This is a genomic window from Streptococcus sp. 5004, assembly GCF_013276755.1.
Classification (GTDB): domain Bacteria; phylum Bacillota; class Bacilli; order Lactobacillales; family Streptococcaceae; genus Streptococcus.
The window spans coordinates 1-20,029 of record NZ_VMLP01000019.1 but is presented as its reverse complement, the minus strand read 5'-3'; the positions used below and the strand labels follow the sequence as shown (position 1 = coordinate 20,029).

Sequence of the window (20,029 nt, the reverse complement as noted above, 5' to 3'; positions counted from 1 at the left end):
ATTTTCGAAGAGTATAAAAGAAAGAAGCTGACAAAGGAGACGGGTATGGAACAAACATTTTTTATCATTAAACCAGATGGTGTAAAAAGAGGACTAGTGGGTGAGGTGTTGAAACGCATCGAACAACGTGGATTTACAATCGAAAAATTGGAGTTGCGTTCACAGGTTTCAGAAGAGTTGATTGACCAGCACTATCAGGACTTGGTTGGTCAAAGTTTTTACCCGCCGATTCGTGAATTTATGACTTCAGGACCGGTTCTTGTAGGTATCATTTCTGGTCCCAAAGTAATCGAAACTTGGCGGACTATGATGGGTGCGACTCGTCCAGAAGAAGCTTTACCAGGAACTATTCGAGGTGATTTTGCAAAAGCTGCTGGAGAAAATGAGGTTATCCAAAATGTTGTACATGGTTCAGATTCAGAAGAGTCAGCTAAGCGAGAAATTGCTCTTTGGTTTTAAGAGTGGATTGGCTCAATCAATTGGTTAAAAGCTCATTTGAATAGAAAGTATAGTCAATTAGTTTAAGACATGACGCATGATATCAAACTTTTTAGTTTTTGATATGGTGCGTTTTTTGATTAAGTGACTATTAGTTCGTCTCGCTCCGTTAGGTGCGAGACAAAAAAATACCCGCTATGCGGGTGCGCGTCGAAGGTTATACAAAAAACTCCGAGCACGATACAATAAAAGGTGTTCAAGCCAATTGTAAAGCGAAAGGAGAAAAATATGGCACAAAGGGCTCTTTTGTTCTGTTCTTGTTTCAATTGACTATATTTCTATACTTTTTCTTCCTTTCTCTGTGAAAATCGCAAGTTTTTCCCACTTTTTCTCGATGATTTCAATACTGAAACAACATCTTTCCAGAACTTCAATAATTTCTTTTTGTGTTAAATCATTATTTAACTAAATCTTTGGAGGCAATACGTTTTCAAAGCTACTTTTTATCATAGATTTTGAGCCTTCAACACATATTACTAAGCCAAAAATGCTCTAAATTTTTGAAATTCTAACAAATCCCACTCAACTTCATCATCATTTTTGACTTTCACAATATCTTCCTCAAAATAACATGGAATAAAGATAGTTTTCTTTTGAAATGGGTTCAGAAGTAACCGTATCAAGTGCTAATAATGGTTGAGTTAATTTACAAGAACTGACTCCAGTGAAATAATCCTATCACATTGCCGTGCTTGCTCCATGTTATGCGTAACAACCAAAATTGTTTTACCAAATTGATCTCTCAAAGTTCGAATCAAATCGAATGCTTTTTGAGACATTTCAGGATCTAAAGATCCGGTTGGTTCATCTGCTAGGACAATATCTCCGGGCTTTAAAATAGCTCTCACAATCGCAATTCTCTGCTGTTCACCTCCCGATAATTCATTGATTTTACTATTTAACCGATTTTGTAGACCAACAAATTCTAGCGTTTCCTTGATTCTCTGCTCTTTCTCCTGTCTAGAGAAATTCGAAAAAGTCATGGCAAGCATCAGGTTATCTTTCACACTAGATGTAGAAATGAGTGCATTGGATTGAAAAAGATAGTTGATGACATTCCTTCGATAATGAACTGCTGATTGCGAATTTACCTTAGGCAAAACTTTTCCGTTGATTAGGATTTTACCACTGTCAACAGTATCCAATAGTCCAATCATATTGAGGATAGTCGATTTTCCAGAACCAGAAGGTCCTACTAAAGCTACAAATTCATTTTCCTCAATATCAAAGCTTAAGTCTTTGAAAATTTCTCTTGAACCAAATTGTTTTGATACATTTTGTACTGAAATTCTAGACATGAGATTACTCCTTAAATGATTGTATGATACTCTCTCCTTCTTTACGGAACAAACTGAAGTAAAGAAGCATTATCTGAAAAGCAAATGTAGCTAGTGTCATGACTATTCCCAACTTAGAACCCACCAAGATAGAAACGATTAGTTCCATCACAGAAAAACTAATAATGAGAGAAAGCACACCAATATATCTTTTCCATGGTGAGAATCCCATAAAGTATTGGACATACAATTTTTCTTCAAATAACAAGCGGTACATTAAGACAAAACTCCAGAAAATAGCCATCATCGTAATGATGATAATCGCTATAATCGTGCCGAAAAGATAAAATGTATAACTCAGATCTTTTTGAAGACCATTGATAAAGTTCTTGACAGTTGTAAAACTCAACCGATTATCCGTTAAATCTGGAAATTCTGTTTCTAAAACGGACACTACCTGTTCCATCGTTTCCCTATCACGAATCTTCAAAAGACCATTATAGCCACTGACAACTAAGTTTGCCGACTCCATGAAATATAAATTCTCTGGTGTTGAGACAAAAATAACTGGATTCTCACTAGTTGTACCATAAGAAATGGAATCTGACCAAGTAAATATTGGTCGATACGGTTGGTAAACCTTGAACATAAATTTCTGATTTTCTGTGAAATTAGTTTGTAAATCTCCCGGTTTTACAGTGACACTTTCCTGTAAATACGCCTTCATCACCTCAAGTTCTTCTGTATTGAGCGTGTTAGGTAGAAGATAAAGTCGAGTACCATTCCTCATCTCTAGCAACTCTTCATCACTTAGGGGAATACCTAGCTCTTGCAGGTAATTATAGGAGAATTTCAAATACCAAAATGGTTTTTTAGGGACATGCTGGTATGTCCCATAGACTGCATCAAGGTACTCCTGATTAAGAAATTTTCCTTGGGCAATATAGACACCTGGAAGCTCAGATATACGCTGGTAAAAGTTATACATACTACGCTCAAGGGAATTTGTAGTTCCTGCATATGTACCTACATCATTTCCCTCAACAAAGCTGGATATAACGTACATATCTTCAACATTCTTCCACTCCCTAGATACTTTCATATTCTCAATAAACTGATTCATTGGAGCATCTAAAGAGTAACTGACTGCGATTAACAAACCAGCTACCAAGGTATAGAATAACAAGCAGGTTACCATTAAAGGCTTCATTGGTAATCGTTTATGAATTGCGGCTAATGGAGAAACCGAATAAACAATAATCGTTGGAATAATGAATATCAATAGTAGCAACAAGACTGAGAGGCTGACTCCAGCAAAAACTAGAATAAACGATGATAAACCAAAACTAGACCAGCCTGACAACAACCAACTACATAAAGAGATAATTGGAATAATGTAGATTGAAAATAGTAGAGAATTTTTGAAAAAAGCAGACCATAATTCTTTTCTATCCCATCCTAAAAGAATCAATGTTCCGAAATGTTTAAAGGATTGAAGAACACAGATTAAGAATAGAATCAGTAAAATGAAGGCATTTACTAAGATGCTGATAGCAAGTATTATTCCCCAAATTCCCTGATCAGTACTACTTCCAAAACTTTCTTTTGTCAAATCCTCAACAGAAATACCTGACATCTTTGAAAGATGTAACAGAAAGTTATCTCTTGAGACAGCATCGTGGAGACCATTGATATGGTATATCCCATTAATCGTATTAGTGTTTTGGAAAGTATAATCTAATCGTTCAATGACTACAGGTGTGCTAAATAATAAATCTGGAAGCTCGTAAAGCATATTATTTGACCCTTTGTCAAGTCCAATAGTCATACTATTATCACTATGAGATAATAAATCTGCAAATTGTTGTTGTGAGACTACTATTTTACCCGTACTTTCAAAATCTGAAAAACCAGCAGAGCTACCAAGGATGTCTATATAAATCCTATTTAGACCTTCTCCTGTATCACTACTTTCAGAACGTTTTGTCCATATGGACAAGTCACTCTGTTCTAAAAAATAATTAAATACATCTTGTGATTGCTCTTCTGTTAACTTCTGAAGATAAACTGTTACGGTCCCGGAATGATGATTATAACTCTGCCATGACTGTTGATACTGTAAACCTGCTAAAAAAATTGCCACCAGAGCAAGTAAGGCACTCTGGATAGTAATCAAAAACAGGATTAAGTATCTCATTTTACCTAATAATATGTTTTTGTATGTCATAAGTACTTACCTACAATTCCAGTAACATTCAGCTGTACAGTTCCAATGAATTTAGAAACATGTTCTTCTATTCCAGGTGATTGCCAGCCTGAGAATGACCCGTTAGCAGTTGCTGAGTGTTCGTAAACACTAGACTGAACATTTGAATAGCTCCAAAGACCAGCAGTACGACCATAATTCCAATAAACTGCAGTACCTTTATACCAAACTGTTGCAGCTGAAACAATCGAACCACCTGCACCAGCTAAAGTCAGTGTAAGTAAAGATGTTGTAATTATTTTTTTTATGCTTTTCTTCATTGTAAAGCCCTCACTTCTTTCACTTAAAATCTAACAATAACAATGACTGCCTTTAGAAGTATCAACAAATCAAACCCTAGTACATCGGAATCCCTTCTTTCTAATTAAAAGTTAGATAAAACAGAAATACTATATAGTTAATAGTATTTTCATCATTTAATCAACTAATCAGCCTTCCCAACATCAAGACCATTGGACTTCTTTTGTGATTGGACTCGAATCTCCAATAGTTTATTCTTCTTAATAAACTATTGGTAAGGAATTGTATTACTAAACATAAAACACCTAGTAATGCTAATATAGCTAATTTTTGAATTCCACGATTTTTTTCATTCGTGAAACCCTTTTCTTTTTCGTTATCCTTATTTTAACAGATATATTTTATTTAGCCAAGTATTTTTATGTAATTTTTGACTTTTTTTTCAGTTTATTACCGTAAAGAATTATTTATTCCTTTAACTTGCTATTTTGAACTAAAAATTTTATAATGAAATTAAGCAAATAGGAAGGTTTATTATCTTTAATGAATACACTCGCAGAGAAATTCAGATTGAAAAGAAAAGAGTTGAGACTCTCCCAACAAACTCTTGCAGAAGGAATTTGTGAACAAAGCCAGATTAGTAAAATTGAGAGAGGGCATTTCATTCCCTCCGCAGACCTTTTGTTCAAACTCTCCCAACGACTCGAAGTGCCATTAGATTATTTTTTTAATGAACAAATTGAAATTAAATCTAACCTCTCTAATTTCAAGCAATTATCTGCTCGACTATTAGATGATAGAAATTATGACGATTTGGAATATATTTATAGAATAGAGATTGAACGAAGTACTTTTCTAACACTAGAAGACCGAACTTACCTTGAATGGATTAAAGCTATTATTGACTTCTATCAATATGACAGTAAGTGTGAGGCTATTTCTTCATTGGAAAATATATTATTAAAAGTCTCCTCAAATACTCTGATTTATTTAAAGGCATTGAATACTCTATCTAATTTCTATTCCTTAGTGGGTCGTGAACAAGAATATGAGGCAAACTACTCTCATTTAATGGAGTTATATCAGACAAAAAATTTTGAGCATCAAGAGTTTTTATTTGGCTACATCAGAGTTCGTTACAACTACGCTCACTACCTAGTATCAAAGGGAAAATATAATGAAGCCATCCAAGAAGCTCTTGAGACGATTGAACTCTGTAAACAAAGACAGACAAGCTACCAACTGGCTCCTCTACTTATTCTTGTAGGAAATGCTGGAGCCAAATTTCTAGACAAAGAACAAGTCAAAAATTATTATATAGAAGCAAGAGAGCTGTGCAAGATTTATAACAATCCTTTAATGCTGATGAAGATAGAAAATTATTTGAAGGAATTAGATACTGTTTAGTTAATCTTGACATTATAGTTTTTCTGAAACGTTAAATAACCTGTAAGGCTGATAGTGAAATGAATACTATCAGCCTTATTTCAATTTATATTCTTCGAAAATCTCTTTTAAACCACGTCAGCTCTATCTGCNNGATTTTCATTGAGTATTAGCCTCTCATGTTTGTTTAGCGTCTTAAAAAGACATTTGAGAAGATTAGAAACAGTTCTCTCTTTTCTCCTAGTATAATGATTGGTAGGAAGGGAGAGAAAAGATGAAATCAATGAGAATCTTATTTTTGTTAGCTTTAATTCAAATCAGTTTGAGTAGCTGTTTCCTATGGAAAGAATGCATCTTGTCCTTTAAACAAAGTACAGCTTTTTTTATTGGAAGTATGGTCTTCGTTTCAGGAATCTGTGCTGGAGTAAATTATCTTTATACTCGTAAGCAAGAAGTTCATAGTGTCCTAGCCAGTAAGAAGTCGGTGAAGCTTTTTTACAGTATGTTACTCTTAATTAATTTGTTAGGAGCTGTTCTTGTCTTGTCAGACAACTTGTTCATCAAAAATACGCTACAGCAAGAATTAGTTGACTTTTTATTGCCATCCTTTTTCTTTCTATTTGGGCTAGATTTGTTGATTTTTTTACCCTTAAAAAAATACATGCGCGATTTGCTTGCTATGCTAGACAGAAAAAAGACGGTGTTGGTGACTATTTTAGCAACACTTCTCTTCTTAAGAAATCCAATGACCATTGTCTCACTTCTGATTTATATTGGACTGGGTTTGTTTTTTGCAGCCTATCTTGTCCCAAATTCTGTTAAAAAGGAAGTTTCCTTTTATGGTCATATTTTCCGAGATCTTGTATTGGTCATTGCTACGCTCATTTTCTTTTAGAGAAAGCTTGTTTTTATGGATGTTATGATGGTAATACTCTTCGAAAATCTCTTCAAACTACGTCAGCTCTATCTGCAANNTTTGAGCAGCCTGCGGCGAGCTTCCTAGTTTGCTCTTTGATTTTCATTGAGTATAAGTTTAGTAGGAAAATAGACACAACAGAAAAGTTTTTGGTATAATAAGAGTATGTACACAAAAAATGAAGAAGAGCTACAAGCCTTAGGGGAGCGTTTGGGTCATCTATTAGAAAAGAATGATGTTTTAATCTTAACTGGAGAACTGGGTGCAGGTAAAACAACCTTTACTAAAGGACTTGCTAAAGGTTTACAGATTTCTCAAATGATTAAAAGTCCAACCTATACTATCGTAAGAGAGTATGAAGGCAGACTGCCACTTTATCACCTAGATGTTTATCGAATTGAAGGAGATGCGGATTCTATCGACTTGGATGAATTTCTCTTTGGTGGAGGCGTGACTGTTATTGAGTGGGGGAATCTCTTAGGAGATGCCTTGCCAGATACTTATTTAGAATTGGAAATTCTAAAAGAAGCAGATGGACGTCGTTTAAATTTTCAGGCAAAGGGTTTGCGTGCAGAAAAACTCTTAGAGGAGCTTCAACATGGAGTATGAATTGCTCATTAGAGAAGCAGAGCCTAAAGATGCAGCTGAATTAGTGGCCTTTTTAAATCGTGTAAGTTTGGAGACAGATTTTACCAGCCTAGACGGAGATGGTATTCTCTTGACCAGTGAGGAGATGGAAATATTCCTCAATAAGCAAGCTAGTTCGGACAATCAGATAACCTTACTTGCATTTTTAAATGATAAAATTGCTGGTATTGTAAATATTACAGCTGACCAGCGCAAGAGAGTCCGTCATATTGGAGATCTCTTTATTGTGATTGGTAAGAAATATTGGAATAATGGCTTGGGAAGTTTGTTGCTAGAAGAAGCGATAGAGTGGGCACAAGCAAGTGGCATTCTGCGTCGTCTCCAACTAACTGTCCAAACTCGTAATCAGGCTGCAGTCCATCTTTATCAAAAGCATGGCTTTGTAATTGAAGGTCGCCAAGAGCGTGGAGCATATATAGAAGAAGGGAAATTTATCGATGTTTACTTGATGGGTAAACTGATAGATTAGTAGAAATATGGTTAAAAAAATTATTGGAATGGTGCTGGCTTTACTTTCTGTAACTGTAGTAGGAGCAGGTATTTTTGCTTATACTATTTATCAACAAGGGACAGAAACCTTAGCTAAAACCTATAAAAAAATCGGCGAAGAAACCAAGGTTATTGAAGCGACTGAACCTCTAACCATTCTGTTAATGGGAGTGGACACCGGAAATGCTGAACGAACTGAAACTTGGGTCGGTAGAAGTGATAGCATGATCTTGATGACAGTGAATCCTAAAACGAAAAAAACAACGATGATGAGTTTAGAGCGGGATATTCTGACCCGCATTGAATCAGGGAATGGTCAGGCTCATGAAGCGAAACTGAATTCAGCATATGCAGATGGTGGAGCAGAGCTTGCTATAGAAACCATTCAAAAAATGATGAATATCCATATTGATCGCTATGTGATGGTCAATATGAAAGGGTTGCAAAAACTAGTGGATGCAGTAGGTGGTATTACAGTCAATAATACCCTAGGTTTCCCAATTTCTATCAGTGACCAAGAAGAATTTAATACCATTTCTATCGGTGTTGGGGAGCAACATATTGGGGGAGAAGAAGCCCTAGTCTATGCACGAATGCGTTACCAAGATCCTGAGGGGGATTATGGTCGTCAAAAACGTCAACGTGAAGTTATTCAAAAAGTCATGGAAAAAGCTCTCAGTTTAAATAGCGTTGGTCATTATCAAGAGATTCTAAAAGCTTTGAGTGACAATATGCAGACCAATATTGATTTGTCTGCAAAAAGTATCCCTAACTTGCTAGGCTATAAAGATTCATTTAAAACCATTGAAACTCAGCAGTTGCAGGGTGAAGGAGAGATGCTTCAAGGTGTTTCTTACCAGATTGTTTCGAGAGCACATATGTTGGAAATGCAAAATCTACTCCGACGTTCTTTGGGACAAGAAGAAGTCACTCAGCTTGAAACCAATGCGGTCTTATTTGAAGATTTATTTGGCAGAGCCCCTGTTGGTGATGAAGATAATTAACTTTTGATACAAATAAAAAATCAATCGTAGGAAATTTCCTGCGATTTTTTCAAAAAAATACGAATAGATAGGTAGGAGGAAACATGAAAGCAGAAATCATTGCTGTTGGAACAGAGATTTTGACAGGACAGATTGTCAATACAAATGCTCAGTTTTTATCGGAAAAATTAGCAGAAATTGGGGTAGATGTTTATTTTCAGACGGCTGTAGGAGACAATGAAGCTCGTCTCTTATCCCTGCTTGAGATTGCCAGTCAACGTAGCAGTCTGGTGATTTTGACAGGTGGTTTGGGGCCAACTGAGGACGATTTGACCAAACAAACTCTGGCTAAATTTTTAGGGAAAGAATTAGTCTTCGATCCTCAGGCCCAGGAGAAGTTGGATGTCTTTTTTGCCCAGAGACCAGACTATGCCCGAACACCGAATAACGAAAGACAAGCTCAAATTGTAGAAGGAGCGACTCCGCTGCCCAACGAAACAGGACTGGCTGTGGGAGGAATATTGGAAGTCGATGGAGTGACCTACGTTGTCCTTCCAGGTCCACCAAGTGAATTGAAACCTATGGTTTTAAACCAACTTCTACCCAAGTTGATGACAGGGAGCAAGTTGTATTCCCGAGTTCTTCGTTTCTTTGGGATTGGCGAGAGCCAGCTGGTGACGATTTTGGCTGATTTAATTGATAATCAGACCAATCCTACCTTGGCACCTTATGCCAAGACAGGAGAGGTAACCTTGCGTCTGTCAACAAAGGCTAGCAGTCAAGAAGAGGCGAATCAAGTGCTGGATATTTTGGAACATCAAATCTTGAATCGCCAGACCTTTGAAGGACTTTCTTTACGAGACCTTTGTTATGGTTATGGGGAAGAAACTAGTTTAGCCAGCATTGTGGTAGAAGAACTGAAAAAACAAGGGAAAACTATCACGGCTGCAGAGAGTTTGACAGCAGGTCTTTTCCAAGCTAGGGTAGCGGATTTTTCAGGAGCTTCAAGTATATTTAAGGGTGGTTTTGTGACCTATAGCTTGGAGGAAAAATCAAAGATGTTGGATATTCTTGCCAAGGATTTGGAAGAACACGGTGTGGTATCTGCATTTACAGCTCAGAAGATGGCTGAGCAGGCACGAAGTAAGACCCAGTCAGATTTTGGAATTAGTTTGACTGGAGTGGCAGGACCAGATAGCCTAGAAGGACACCCAGCTGGAACAGTCTTTATAGGCTTGGCACAGGAGCATGGAACAGAGGTCATCAAGGTAAATATTGGAGGCAGAAGTCGAGCAGATGTACGTCACATTGCGGTTATGCATGCCTTTAACCTAGTTCGCAAGGCTTTATTAAGTGACTAACTTTTGATATAATAGTAGATAGGTCTAAGGACTATTAGAATGTAGGAGAATAGAATGGCGAAAAAACCAAAAAAATTAGAAGAAATTTCAAAAAAATTTGGGGCAGAACGTGAAAAAGCCTTGAATGACGCTCTTAAACTGATTGAGAAAGACTTTGGTAAAGGATCAATCATGCGTTTGGGTGAACGTGCCGAGCAAAAGGTGCAAGTGATGAGCTCAGGTTCCTTGGCTCTTGACATTGCCCTTGGTTCAGGTGGTTATCCTAAGGGACGTATCATTGAAATCTATGGACCAGAGTCATCTGGTAAGACGACGGTTGCCCTTCATGCAGTTGCACAAGCGCAAAAAGAAGGTGGTATTGCTGCCTTTATCGATGCGGAACATGCCCTCGATCCAGCTTATGCTGCGGCCCTTGGTGTCAACATTGACGAATTGCTCTTGTCACAACCAGACTCAGGAGAGCAAGGTCTTGAGATTGCAGGAAAATTGATTGACTCAGGTGCTGTAGATCTTGTCGTGGTCGACTCAGTTGCGGCCCTTGTCCCTCGTGCGGAAATTGATGGCGATATCGGAGATAGCCACGTTGGTTTGCAGGCTCGTATGATGAGTCAGGCCATGCGTAAACTTGGCGCCTCTATCAATAAAACCAAAACAATTGCCATCTTTATCAACCAATTGCGTGAAAAAGTTGGAGTGATGTTTGGAAATCCAGAAACAACACCTGGTGGACGTGCTTTGAAATTCTATGCTTCAGTGCGTTTGGATGTTCGTGGTAATACACAAATTAAGGGAACTGGTGACCAAAAAGAAACCAATGTCGGTAAAGAAACTAAGATTAAGGTTGTAAAAAATAAGGTAGCTCCACCGTTTAAGGAAGCCGTAGTTGAAATTATGTACGGAGAAGGAATTTCTAAGACTGGTGAGCTTTTGAAGATTGCAAGCGACTTGGATATTATCAAAAAAGCAGGGGCTTGGTATTCTTACAAAGATGAAAAAATTGGGCAAGGTTCTGAGAATGCTAAAAAATACTTGGCAGATCACCCAGAAATCTTTGATGAAATTGATAAGCAAGTCCGTTCTAAATTTGACTTGATTGATGGAGAAGAAGCTTCAGAACAAGATACTGAAAACAAAAAAGATGAGCCAAAGAAAGAAGAAGCCGTGAATGAAGAAGTTACACTTGACCTAGGCGATGAACTTGAAATCGAAATTGAAGAATAAGTTGTTAAAGTAGTGGAGAAATCCGCTACTTTTTCGATTTTTGTTCAAGATTTCAGATTGACTATAGTTTGCTGTTTCTTGTCGCTCCTCTAGAAAGCTGATATAATAGCCTTATGAATAAAAAACGAACAGTGGACCTGATTCATGGTCCGATTCTTCCCTCGCTTGTGAGTTTTGCCTTCCCAATCTTGCTGTCTAATATTTTTCAACAGCTCTATAACACTGCTGATGTCTTGATTGTTGGGCGATTTCTGGGTCAAGATTCCTTGGCTGCAGTAGGGGCGACGACAGCGATTTTTGACTTGATTATAGGCTTTACGCTTGGTGTTGGCAATGGCATGGGGATTGTCATTGCCCGTTATTACGGGGCTCGGAATTTCACTAAAATCAAGGAAGCAGTAGCAGCCACCTGGATTTTAGGGGCTCTTTTGAGTATTGTAGTGATGTTGCTGGGCTTTCTTGGTTTGTATCCTCTTTTACAGTACCTAGATACTCCTGCAGAAATTCTTCATCAATCTTATCAATATATTTCTATGATTGTGACCTGTGTCGGTGTCAGCTTTGCTTATAATCTTTTTGCAGGCTTGTTGCGGTCTATTGGGGACAGTCTAGCTGCCCTTGGATTTTTGATTTTTTCTGCCTTGGTCAATGTGGTTTTGGATCTCTATTTTATTACGCAACTGCAACTGGGGGTTCAATCTGCGGGCCTTGCTACCATTATTTCGCAAGGCTTATCAGCAATTCTCTGCTTTTACTATATTCGTAAGAGTGTGCCAGAACTTTTGCCTCAACTCAAGCATTTCAAATGGGACAAGGCCTTATACGCAGATCTCTTGGAGCAAGGTTTGGCTATGGGCTTGATGAGTTCAATTGTTTCCATCGGCAGTGTGATTTTACAGTCTTCTGTTAATACTTTTGGGGCAGTGATTATTAGTGCCCAGACGGCAGCTCGACGCATTATGGCCTTCGCCCTTCTTCCTATGACTGCTATTTCTGCCTCGATGACGACCTTTGCTTCTCAGAATCTAGGAGCTAAGCGACCAGACCGCATTGTTCAAGGTCTTCGAATCGGCAGTCGTTTAAGTATGTCCTGGGCAGTTTTTGTTTGTGTCTTCCTATTTTTTGCCAGTCCAGTCTTGGTTTCCTTCTTGGCTAGTTCGACGGATAGCTACTTGGTAGAAAATGGCAGTCTCTATCTGCAAATCAGTTCAGCCTTCTATCCCATTTTGAGTCTCTTATTGATTTATCGCAATTGTTTGCAGGGGTTGGGACAAAAAGTCCTTCCGCTGGTTTCTAGCTTTATCGAACTAATCGGGAAAATCGCTTTTGTGGTCTTGATTATCCCTTGGGCAGGCTATAAGGGAGTTATCCTTTGCGAACCCCTTATCTGGGTTGCCATGACCATTCAACTTTATTTCTCACTGTTTCGTCACCCTTTGATAAAAGAAGGCAAGGAAATCTTGGCAGCAAAAGTACCATCCTAGCTTGATTTGCTAAATAAAATCCATTTCCTCTAGTGAAAATCGAAAAAACTTGTGTTCTCTCCTTTAGTTTGGTCTTGAAAATAGTTTAACAGACTTTTGACTTCTTTTATATGATATAATAAAGTATAGTATTTATGAAAAGGACATATAGAGACTGTAAAAATATACTTTTGAAAAGCTTTTTAGTCTGGGGTGTTATTGTAGATAGAATGCAGACCTTGTCAGTCCTATTTACAGTATCAAAATAGTGCGTTTTGAAGTTCTATCTACAAGGCCAATCGTGACTAGGATTGTATTCTTTATGAGGTAGAAATAAAGGAGTTTCTGGTTCTGGATTGTAAAAAATGAGTTGTTTTAATTGATAAGGAGTAGAATATGGAAATTGATGTGAGTAAATTAAGAACAGATTTGCCTCAAGTCGGCGTGCAACCATATAGGCAAGTCCATGCCCATTCCACAGGCAACCGTAACTCAACGGTGCAAAATGAGGCTGACTACCATTACAGAAAAGATCCTGAATTGGGCTTCTTTTCTCACGTAGTCGGTAATGGTCGTGTTATGCAGGTAGGACCTGTTGATAATGGTGCCTGGGACGTTGGGGGCGGTTGGAATGCAGAAGGTTATGCACAAGTTGAACTGATTGAAAGTCATGAATCAAAAGAAGAGTTTCTGATTGACTATCGCCTCTATATCGAACTCTTGCGCAATCTAGCAGACGAGGCTGGGATACCTAAAACGCTTGATACTGCTGATTTAGCAGGTATCAAGACACACGAATACTGCACCAATAACCAACCCGATAATAACTCAGATCACATTGACCCCTATCCTTATCTTGCCAAATGGGGTATTAGCCGTGAGAAGTTTAAGCAGGATATTGAAAACGGCTTGACGATTGAAGCAGGATGGCAACAGAACGATACTGGCACCTGGTATGTACACTCAGACGGTTCTTATCCAAAAGATAAGTTTGAGAAAGTAAATGGTACTTGGTATTACTTTGACGGTTCAGGATATATGCTTGCAGACCGTTGGAAGAAGCACATAGACGGCAACTGGTACTGGTTTGATCAGTCAGGCGAAATGGCTACAGGCTGGAAGAAAATCGCTGAGAAGTGGTACTATTTCGATGGAGAAGGTGCTATGAAAACAGGCTGGATTAAATACAAGGAGACTTGGTACTATCTTGATAGTCAAAATGGGGACATGGTTTCCAATGCCTTTGTCAAATCAAATGATGGCTGGTATTACCTTAAAGAAGATGGTACGATAGCAGACAGACCAGAATTTACAGTCGAGCCTGAAGGCTTGATAACAGTAAAATAATAATGGAATGTCTTTCAAATCAGAACAGCGCATATTATTAGGTCTTGAAAAAGCTTAATAGTATGCGTTTTCTTGTGGAGATATTTCCTTCAATTTTTGCTACTATATTAAATAAAAATCAAAAAGCAAACTAGAAAGCTATGCTCAAATAAAATCTAAAACCGAGTCGGATAGCTTTAAGTACTGTTTTGAGGTTGAAGATACGATTTTTGATAGGAACTCATCAAATAGGTTTACTATCATCAATTTTGGATTTTTAAGCAGTATCAATAAATTGCTTCCTTGTTTTGTCATAATTTTTTTATTTAAAAAATTGACTTTATGACAAGGGTGTGCTATTCTTTTTATGAGAGGTGTATGAATATGATAAATGTATGTGATGTTGGAAAAAGAATAAAAGAACTTAGAATATCTTCAAATCTTACTCAAGATAAGATTGCTGAATATTTGTCTTTGAATCAAAGCATGATTGCCAAAATGGAAAAAGGTGAAAGGAATATCACGTCGGATGTTATTGAGAAACTATCTGCCCTGTTTTGCTGTACGGTTGAATATCTTTTGTTTGGCGAACAAGCTGAACAACAGTGTGTCATATCGTTTAGAAAAAATAAAATAGTAGACCAAGATCTTAAAGTTTTAGCGAAAATCAATAAAATTGTATTGAATCAATTTGAGATAGATCAGCTATTGGAGACAAAATAAATGATTGATAAAATGGATTTAAGTAATAAAGCTTCAAATCTTAGAAAAAAGTTGGGAGCTGATGGTGAAGCGCCGATAGATATTTTTAAATTGGTACAAAAGATAGAGAATTTGACGCTGGTATTTTATGGACTCGGAAAGAATATTAGCGGAGTCTGTTATAAAGGAACTCAGTCAAGTCTCATTGTAATCAATTCAGACATGTCATTAGGAAGGCAAAGATTTTCTTTAGCACATGAACTGTATCATCTTTATTATGATGAGGTGAAGAAGAGTTCAGTCAGTTTTATTTTGATTGGTGAAGGAGATGAAACTGAAAGAAAAGCGGATCAGTTTGCTTCTTATTTTTTAATTTCCCCATCTTCACTGTATAGGATGGTTGAGGAAATAAGAGAAAGTGCCAATAGAACTCATCTTGAAGTAGAAGATATTATAAAATTAGGTCAGTTTTATGGTATCAGTCATAAAGCTATGTTATATAGATTGCGGAATGATGGATACCTTGACGCAGAAGAAATTAAAAATATGGATATTAGTGTTATAGAGACAGCTTCAAGATTAGGCTATGATACAAGTTTATATCGTCCTTTGTCAGAAAGTAAAAAGGAAATGGTATTAGGACACTATATTAAATCGACTGAACAACTTTTAGAAAATAACAGAATTTCACAAGGGAAGTATGAGGAACTGCTACTAGATGCTTTCAGATATGATATTGTATATGGGCTAGATGAAGAGGGGGAGTTGTCGTTTGACTAGTCGTGTATTTATTGATACAGATTGTATTTCAGCATTTTTATGGGTTGGCACTGAATATCTTTTAGAAAAGCTCTATTCGGGTAAAATTGTTATTCCACAAGAGGTGTATGATGAAATCAATATACCTACAATTCCCCATTTAAAATCTAGGATAGACCAGTTAGTAGCTAAGGGTTCAGCTGAGATTGTGAGCATAGACATTGGAACTGAGGAATACGCATTATATAGAGATTTAACAAGAAATCATGATAGTAACAAGGTTATTGGTAAGGGAGAAGCGGCTTCTATTTCCTTAGCGAAAAAGCATAACGGGATATTAGGAAGTAATAACCTAAGAGATGTTGAACCATATGTAGAAGAATTTTCTTTAGAACATATGACAACAGGAGATATACTGGTTGAAGCCTTTAAGGCAAAATTCATTACTGAACAAGAGGGGAATCATATCTGGAATAATATGCTTAAAAAGAGAAGGAAAATTGGGGCGGCTTCTTTTTCAGACTATCTTCGTGGAAGTGTTCATCAAAATAGACAAAAATAGATTTGGATAAATCGAACTCACTATTCAGGAGGCATATGAGCACTTCGAAGAAGAAAAGTGTCAAATTGAGCCTATAAGAGTAGAAATGACCTATATAGGGGATGAGAGAAAAGTTGTCCTTGAAGTTTCCCTGAACTATCAGTCGCATGTCAAACGATATGTAGGGTGATATGAGAGGGGATAGCGAGTAGTTTTTGGTTATTTTATCAAAAAACTTGTATTTTATCATACTGAATGATAAAATACAAGAAAAATAGTAGAATAAAGGAAAGCTTTTCTAAAATGTGTATCTCCCCACAGGATTCGTTCTTGTGGGATTTTTTTCGTTAAAGAAAGCGATAAATATTGACTTTTTTAAAGAAAGATGTCATAATTAAGTTGGAAAAAACGTAAAAGTATCACTTTTCTCGTTATCCCGACTCCCAAAACGTCGTTAAACCGCTCGGCAATCCATGGAGACATGGACACATAGTAGTAAGCACGCTATGTGGCTTGGCAGAGCTAAAAACTGTTCCCTTGCGATAAGCCTAATAAGCACAACATAGGGAGTTAGAGAAGCCGACTCTAATCATCCACTTTGGGCAGTAGTGAGAACTGCCCCGTGCTTTTTTTATTTTGAGAAAATATGGAGTTTGTCGTTGAAATTACTTGATTGTATTTTAGATTATCAAGAGAAATTCGATGGAAAAACATGTCAAGTATCAACGAATTATAAGCATTTAGAGACTTTCGAAGTAGATTTTTGCTTGACTGATTTACATCACTTATTTGGCTTGCACAAAATCACACGAGATTATGCTAGTCAAACAATACCTGCTATTCAAGCTGGTGTTTTTATTTTGGAAGAATATAAAAATAATCCCATGTACAACGATGTTATAGAAAGGATATCTTTGTATAGTTTTATCGGTGATATCTTCTATTCTAAGATAACAAGTTGTTGTATCCTAGCCAAAGATTTATCTAAAAACACTATGAAGTTGGACGTCATATTTTTTGAAGATAGAAACAAACGATCCGCAATTTTAGGTTTACGAAGAGATAAAAGTGGAGTGTTTAAACCGGTTACTCTACATTTTACAAGCGCTAAGAAATATGCTAAAGTTCGTAAAACAGATGTGAAAGAAATTAAATGGTTATAAAAAAAACTTTTCGCAGGCTTCGGCTTGCGTTTTTTGTTTGATAAAATTAAAAAAATGTGCAAAAATAAGTAGAATTGAAAACAGGAAAAAACACCTCCTTTCGATTCGCCAAGCCTCTTCGCAAGGCAATGAGGGGGCGGAGAGACGCGCTCGTCAACAGAAGTATCTCATTGGAAATGTTGCTCACTTTTTTAGTGAGCTTTTTATTTAAGGAATAGGAATGAAAAATAAGAAGTTAAAATTATACTCAATAAAAATCTCTTCAAACCACGTCAGCGTCGCCTTACCGTAGGTATCTTACTGACCAAGCTAGTGATGGACTTAGAATAGGTGATTTGGAGCGTCCTAGTGGCTAGGAAATGCTGATCATAGTCCTTTGCTGAGGATAGGGTGTAACACTCAACTGTTGACTTAATTGATAGGAAGGGAATTACTATAAAATACTTAGGTTTCCATCATATTTTTTTGAAATGTATGTGTAATCAAAACGTAACAAAAATGTAATATTAGCATGGTAGAGAAAGTGCATATATAAATGTAGTATAATTGTTGTTTCTTTGTTAAAAAATAGGCTGTATCAAAAGGTTTTACACATCTATGCATATATATATATATATATAATATCGCTTTTTTCTTGTATTTCCTGATTCTATCTTATCAGCGATGGGGTTGATTTGTACGTCAGAAGTGTTAGTATAGAGTTGATATATTATCGTCTATCGGCTTTTTGCGCGCTTTCTAAGCTCGGAGAAAGCCTCAGGCGAGGAAAGGATTCACTTATGTTCAAGAAAAAGAATGATGGTAATGGAGAGAAAATTTTCCGTTATTCAATAAGGAAGTACCACTTTGGTGCTGCCAGCGTTGCCGTTGCGGCGCTGATGTTTTTTGCCAATGGGACAGTACAGGCGCAAACGCCTGATATTTCTCCAGCTACAGAGAGCGAAGTGGCTAGAACCAGTGATGTTATAAGTTCTTCCTCGGATGGGGCTGAGGCTTTAAGCGAAAAAACTTCTGGTAAAAATCCCAACCAGCTAGAGCCTTCTACCCAAGGCAATCAAGAAAGTTCAGATAAAAACAAGTCTCTAGTAAAAGATAGCGAAGAAGGTAAGAAAGAGAATCAAGCAGAGGCAATCAGTATAGTTGTAGATAAGTCGCTTGCCCAATCTGCTCAAACTAGTCTACAAGCTTTACTTGCCAATCTGACTCTGGATTCTATGAAAGAACTTCATGCTCGTGTAGAGGAAAGTCTAGCAAGAGCTAAAGCTGTTCTTGATAATCCAAACTCCAGTCAAGAGGAGGTTAATGCCCAGGTTCAAGTCATGAAAGCCTTGACTGAGGAGGTTAACAAGGCTTTGGCTGGTGGACTCACATCCCCAGCTCAGCTTGGGGAAGGAGGGAGCGCGACTACAAGTGAAGTAAGCCCAACTCCCAGACGGGGGCGAGGTCGCAGAGGACAACTAACCCCTCCTGCAATGCTAGCACCAGCAGAAAATCAAGAAATCAAAGAAACGACGGAGGAAGTTACAGACTACACAAATGGTCAGGGGAGCTATCCTTTATCAGAAAAAATCCATACTCTCCTCCAAGAACTGAAGATCAGCACTGAAAATCCAGAACAAGTCCAAAAACTCAAGGAAGCCTACGATAAACTCAACGAAGCATTAGGGCAATCAGAAAATGGGCTTGTCAATCAGGAGGTCTTTAATGCTGCACTTGAGGAGTATAAAAAGGCAGTCCAATTAAAGAATGGTGGGAGCTTCTCCTCACATTCTCGAGGTAAGAGAGATACAATATCTTCAAATCTAAGAGTTGGTTATGGAAGAAGGGGACCGGGTCCAAATGGAAAGTATACAGATTTAACCGATGATAGAACTGCTAAGAATTTTCAGAATAATACGCCATTCTACGGTAAAGACTTGTTTTGGGTTGCAGAATCAGATAATTCGAATATTAGAAATATCACTGTAAGTGGTCTAGAAGGAATGGACTTAAATCTTCGATTAGAAGGACAAGGTACTAGAAAAGCTGTATTGCGAGCAACTGGTACACCACCACAAAATGTTTTTGGAGCTAGGCGAATAGTTGTCACAGCAATTGCGGAAAATGGTCATAGTGTACAAAAAGAATTAACAATGATTTTCCATCTTCCTAAAGTTTCATTTGATACAAGTAGCGAAGATTTAAAAGGAAAAGCAAATGATAAGCCAATAGTTACTGTGAGAATGCCAGGAAATTTACCAAGTTCTCATATTCAATCTGGAACACAGGTAAAAGCTTTTTTAGTTAGAGGTGGTCGTAATAGTGATAACTGGTTAAATCCTCATGCAGAAGGGTATGAAGTTGTTGCTGTAACGCTAGTGAAGACTGACGGGACTGCTGTATTTACTCCGACTGATTATAGAAAAGAGAATATAGGAAAAGAACCTCTGAAAGCGATTTTAGCAATTGTCAATCAAGGAACAGAAACTCCAAAAGAAGACTATATCTCCCCTCTGTCAGATAGAAGTATTCAAGCTACAGATCCGATTGATAGGGACAGTGCGATTCAGGAGTTAGAGCAAGCAGCAACAACTAAGAGGGAATCGTTCGACCGTATTGACCACTTAACAGAGGAAGAGAAAGCTGAGGCAGTTAAGAAAGTCAACGAAGCCCTAAAAGCAGCGAAATCGAATGTTGACGCAGCAAATACGAAAGCTAAAGTAGATGAAGCGAAGGCTAGTGGCTTAGGAAACATCAAGGGTGTCAGTGCCACTGCGGCAACTCACCAAGCAGCGATTCAGGAGTTAGAGC

Annotated in this window: 17 protein-coding genes and 2 pseudogenes; 15 read left to right on the top strand and 4 right to left on the bottom strand. The window is 37.5% G+C overall.

Going from position 1 to position 20,029, the window contains the following annotated elements; all coding sequences use genetic code 11:
- Positions 1-45 precede the first annotated feature (45 nt).
- Complete coding sequence (ndk, locus tag HT685_RS06710; RefSeq protein ID WP_061115000.1) at positions 46-459, top strand: nucleoside-diphosphate kinase; 414 nt, start codon at positions 46-48, stop codon at positions 457-459.
- Positions 460-1,139: 680 nt separating this feature from the next.
- On the opposite strand, the gene HT685_RS06705 is transcribed toward ndk, so the two are convergent.
- The 4 genes and pseudogenes from HT685_RS06705 to HT685_RS10290 all read right to left on the bottom strand — a co-directional run bounded on the left by HT685_RS06705 (position 1,140) and on the right by HT685_RS10290 (position 4,617).
- Positions 1,140-1,796 (bottom strand): ATP-binding cassette domain-containing protein, encoded by a 657-nt coding sequence (locus HT685_RS06705; RefSeq protein WP_033685029.1) that lies wholly within the window; start codon positions 1,794-1,796, stop codon positions 1,140-1,142.
- Positions 1,797-1,800: 4 nt separating this feature from the next.
- Positions 1,801-4,002, bottom strand: a complete 2,202-nt coding sequence (locus HT685_RS06700) for an ABC transporter permease (RefSeq protein ID WP_173225217.1) — start codon at positions 4,000-4,002, stop codon at positions 1,801-1,803.
- Positions 3,999-4,301 carry a hypothetical protein gene (locus HT685_RS06695; protein WP_240148751.1) on the bottom strand — a complete coding sequence of 101 codons (303 nt, stop codon included), beginning with the start codon at positions 4,299-4,301 and terminating at the stop codon, positions 3,999-4,001. The genes HT685_RS06700 and HT685_RS06695 overlap by 4 nt, the downstream gene beginning before the upstream one ends.
- A gap of 164 nt (positions 4,302-4,465) precedes the next feature.
- A pseudogene (locus HT685_RS10290) lies at positions 4,466-4,617 on the bottom strand (PhrA family quorum-sensing system peptide).
- A gap of 207 nt (positions 4,618-4,824) precedes the next feature.
- On the opposite strand from HT685_RS10290, the gene HT685_RS06690 reads away from it, so the two are divergent.
- From HT685_RS06690 to HT685_RS06625, 14 genes and pseudogenes are all read left to right on the top strand, one after another.
- On the top strand, positions 4,825-5,688 hold the full coding sequence (locus tag HT685_RS06690; RefSeq protein ID WP_173225220.1) for a helix-turn-helix transcriptional regulator: 864 nt from the start codon (positions 4,825-4,827) through the stop codon (positions 5,686-5,688).
- A 253-nt stretch (positions 5,689-5,941) separates the two neighbouring features.
- Entirely contained in the window at positions 5,942-6,562 is a 621-nt protein-coding gene (locus tag HT685_RS06685; protein WP_050989826.1) for a hypothetical protein, read from the top strand.
- Between the two features lie 186 nt (positions 6,563-6,748).
- On the top strand, positions 6,749-7,192 hold the full coding sequence (gene tsaE, locus HT685_RS06680; protein WP_000288238.1) for a tRNA (adenosine(37)-N6)-threonylcarbamoyltransferase complex ATPase subunit type 1 TsaE: 444 nt from the start codon (positions 6,749-6,751) through the stop codon (positions 7,190-7,192).
- Complete coding sequence (locus HT685_RS06675) at positions 7,182-7,700, top strand: GNAT family protein (protein WP_173278994.1); 519 nt, start codon at positions 7,182-7,184, stop codon at positions 7,698-7,700. The genes tsaE and HT685_RS06675 overlap by 11 nt, the downstream gene beginning before the upstream one ends.
- Before the next feature lie 7 nt (positions 7,701-7,707).
- Positions 7,708-8,724, top strand: a complete 1,017-nt coding sequence (locus HT685_RS06670) for an LCP family protein (RefSeq protein WP_000239274.1) — start codon at positions 7,708-7,710, stop codon at positions 8,722-8,724.
- Between the two features lie 83 nt (positions 8,725-8,807).
- Positions 8,808-10,064, top strand: coding sequence for a competence/damage-inducible protein A (locus HT685_RS06665; RefSeq protein ID WP_173278993.1), 1,257 nt, complete (start codon positions 8,808-8,810; stop codon positions 10,062-10,064).
- A 54-nt stretch (positions 10,065-10,118) separates the two neighbouring features.
- Positions 10,119-11,285 (top strand): recombinase RecA, encoded by a 1,167-nt coding sequence (gene recA / locus HT685_RS06660; protein ID WP_173278992.1) that lies wholly within the window; start codon positions 10,119-10,121, stop codon positions 11,283-11,285.
- Positions 11,286-11,398: 113 nt separating this feature from the next.
- Positions 11,399-12,769, top strand: a complete 1,371-nt coding sequence (locus HT685_RS06655; protein ID WP_173278991.1) for an MATE family efflux transporter — start codon at positions 11,399-11,401, stop codon at positions 12,767-12,769.
- 375 nt (positions 12,770-13,144) lie between these two features.
- On the top strand, positions 13,145-14,095 hold the full coding sequence (locus HT685_RS06650) for an N-acetylmuramoyl-L-alanine amidase family protein (protein WP_173278990.1): 951 nt from the start codon (positions 13,145-13,147) through the stop codon (positions 14,093-14,095).
- Between the two features lie 357 nt (positions 14,096-14,452).
- Positions 14,453-14,797 (top strand): helix-turn-helix transcriptional regulator, encoded by a 345-nt coding sequence (locus tag HT685_RS10285; RefSeq protein WP_001056000.1) that lies wholly within the window; start codon positions 14,453-14,455, stop codon positions 14,795-14,797.
- A 12-nt stretch (positions 14,798-14,809) separates the two neighbouring features.
- Entirely contained in the window at positions 14,810-15,556 is a 747-nt protein-coding gene (locus HT685_RS06640; RefSeq protein ID WP_345789537.1) for an ImmA/IrrE family metallo-endopeptidase, read from the top strand.
- Positions 15,549-15,971 (top strand): annotated as a pseudogene (locus HT685_RS06635) (hypothetical protein); the annotation flags it as partial. The gene HT685_RS06640 and the pseudogene HT685_RS06635, both read left to right, overlap by 8 nt.
- A gap of 713 nt (positions 15,972-16,684) precedes the next feature.
- A complete protein-coding gene (locus tag HT685_RS06630; RefSeq protein WP_306416194.1) occupies positions 16,685-17,239 on the top strand; it encodes a PBECR4 domain-containing protein in 555 nt (184 codons plus the stop codon).
- A gap of 779 nt (positions 17,240-18,018) precedes the next feature.
- A partial coding sequence (locus HT685_RS06625; protein WP_173278988.1) for a DUF1542 domain-containing protein occupies positions 18,019-20,029 on the top strand: 2,011 nt, incomplete at its 3' end.

Coding starts and splice junctions, on each gene's coding strand:
- ndk (WP_061115000.1), top strand. CDS start 46: ATGGAACAAACATTTTTTATCATTAAACCAGATGGTGTAAAAAGAGGA.
- HT685_RS06705 (WP_033685029.1), bottom strand. CDS start 1,796: ATGTCTAGAATTTCAGTACAAAATGTATCAAAACAATTTGGTTCAAGA.
- HT685_RS06700 (WP_173225217.1), bottom strand. CDS start 4,002: ATGACATACAAAAACATATTATTAGGTAAAATGAGATACTTAATCCTG.
- HT685_RS06695 (WP_240148751.1), bottom strand. CDS start 4,301: ATGAAGAAAAGCATAAAAAAAATAATTACAACATCTTTACTTACACTG.
- HT685_RS06690 (WP_173225220.1), top strand. CDS start 4,825: ATGAATACACTCGCAGAGAAATTCAGATTGAAAAGAAAAGAGTTGAGA.
- HT685_RS06685 (WP_050989826.1), top strand. CDS start 5,942: ATGAAATCAATGAGAATCTTATTTTTGTTAGCTTTAATTCAAATCAGT.
- tsaE (WP_000288238.1), top strand. CDS start 6,749: ATGTACACAAAAAATGAAGAAGAGCTACAAGCCTTAGGGGAGCGTTTG.
- HT685_RS06675 (WP_173278994.1), top strand. CDS start 7,182: ATGGAGTATGAATTGCTCATTAGAGAAGCAGAGCCTAAAGATGCAGCT.
- HT685_RS06670 (WP_000239274.1), top strand. CDS start 7,708: ATGGTTAAAAAAATTATTGGAATGGTGCTGGCTTTACTTTCTGTAACT.
- HT685_RS06665 (WP_173278993.1), top strand. CDS start 8,808: ATGAAAGCAGAAATCATTGCTGTTGGAACAGAGATTTTGACAGGACAG.
- recA (WP_173278992.1), top strand. CDS start 10,119: ATGGCGAAAAAACCAAAAAAATTAGAAGAAATTTCAAAAAAATTTGGG.
- HT685_RS06655 (WP_173278991.1), top strand. CDS start 11,399: ATGAATAAAAAACGAACAGTGGACCTGATTCATGGTCCGATTCTTCCC.
- HT685_RS06650 (WP_173278990.1), top strand. CDS start 13,145: ATGGAAATTGATGTGAGTAAATTAAGAACAGATTTGCCTCAAGTCGGC.
- HT685_RS10285 (WP_001056000.1), top strand. CDS start 14,453: ATGAATATGATAAATGTATGTGATGTTGGAAAAAGAATAAAAGAACTT.
- HT685_RS06640 (WP_345789537.1), top strand. CDS start 14,810: ATGGATTTAAGTAATAAAGCTTCAAATCTTAGAAAAAAGTTGGGAGCT.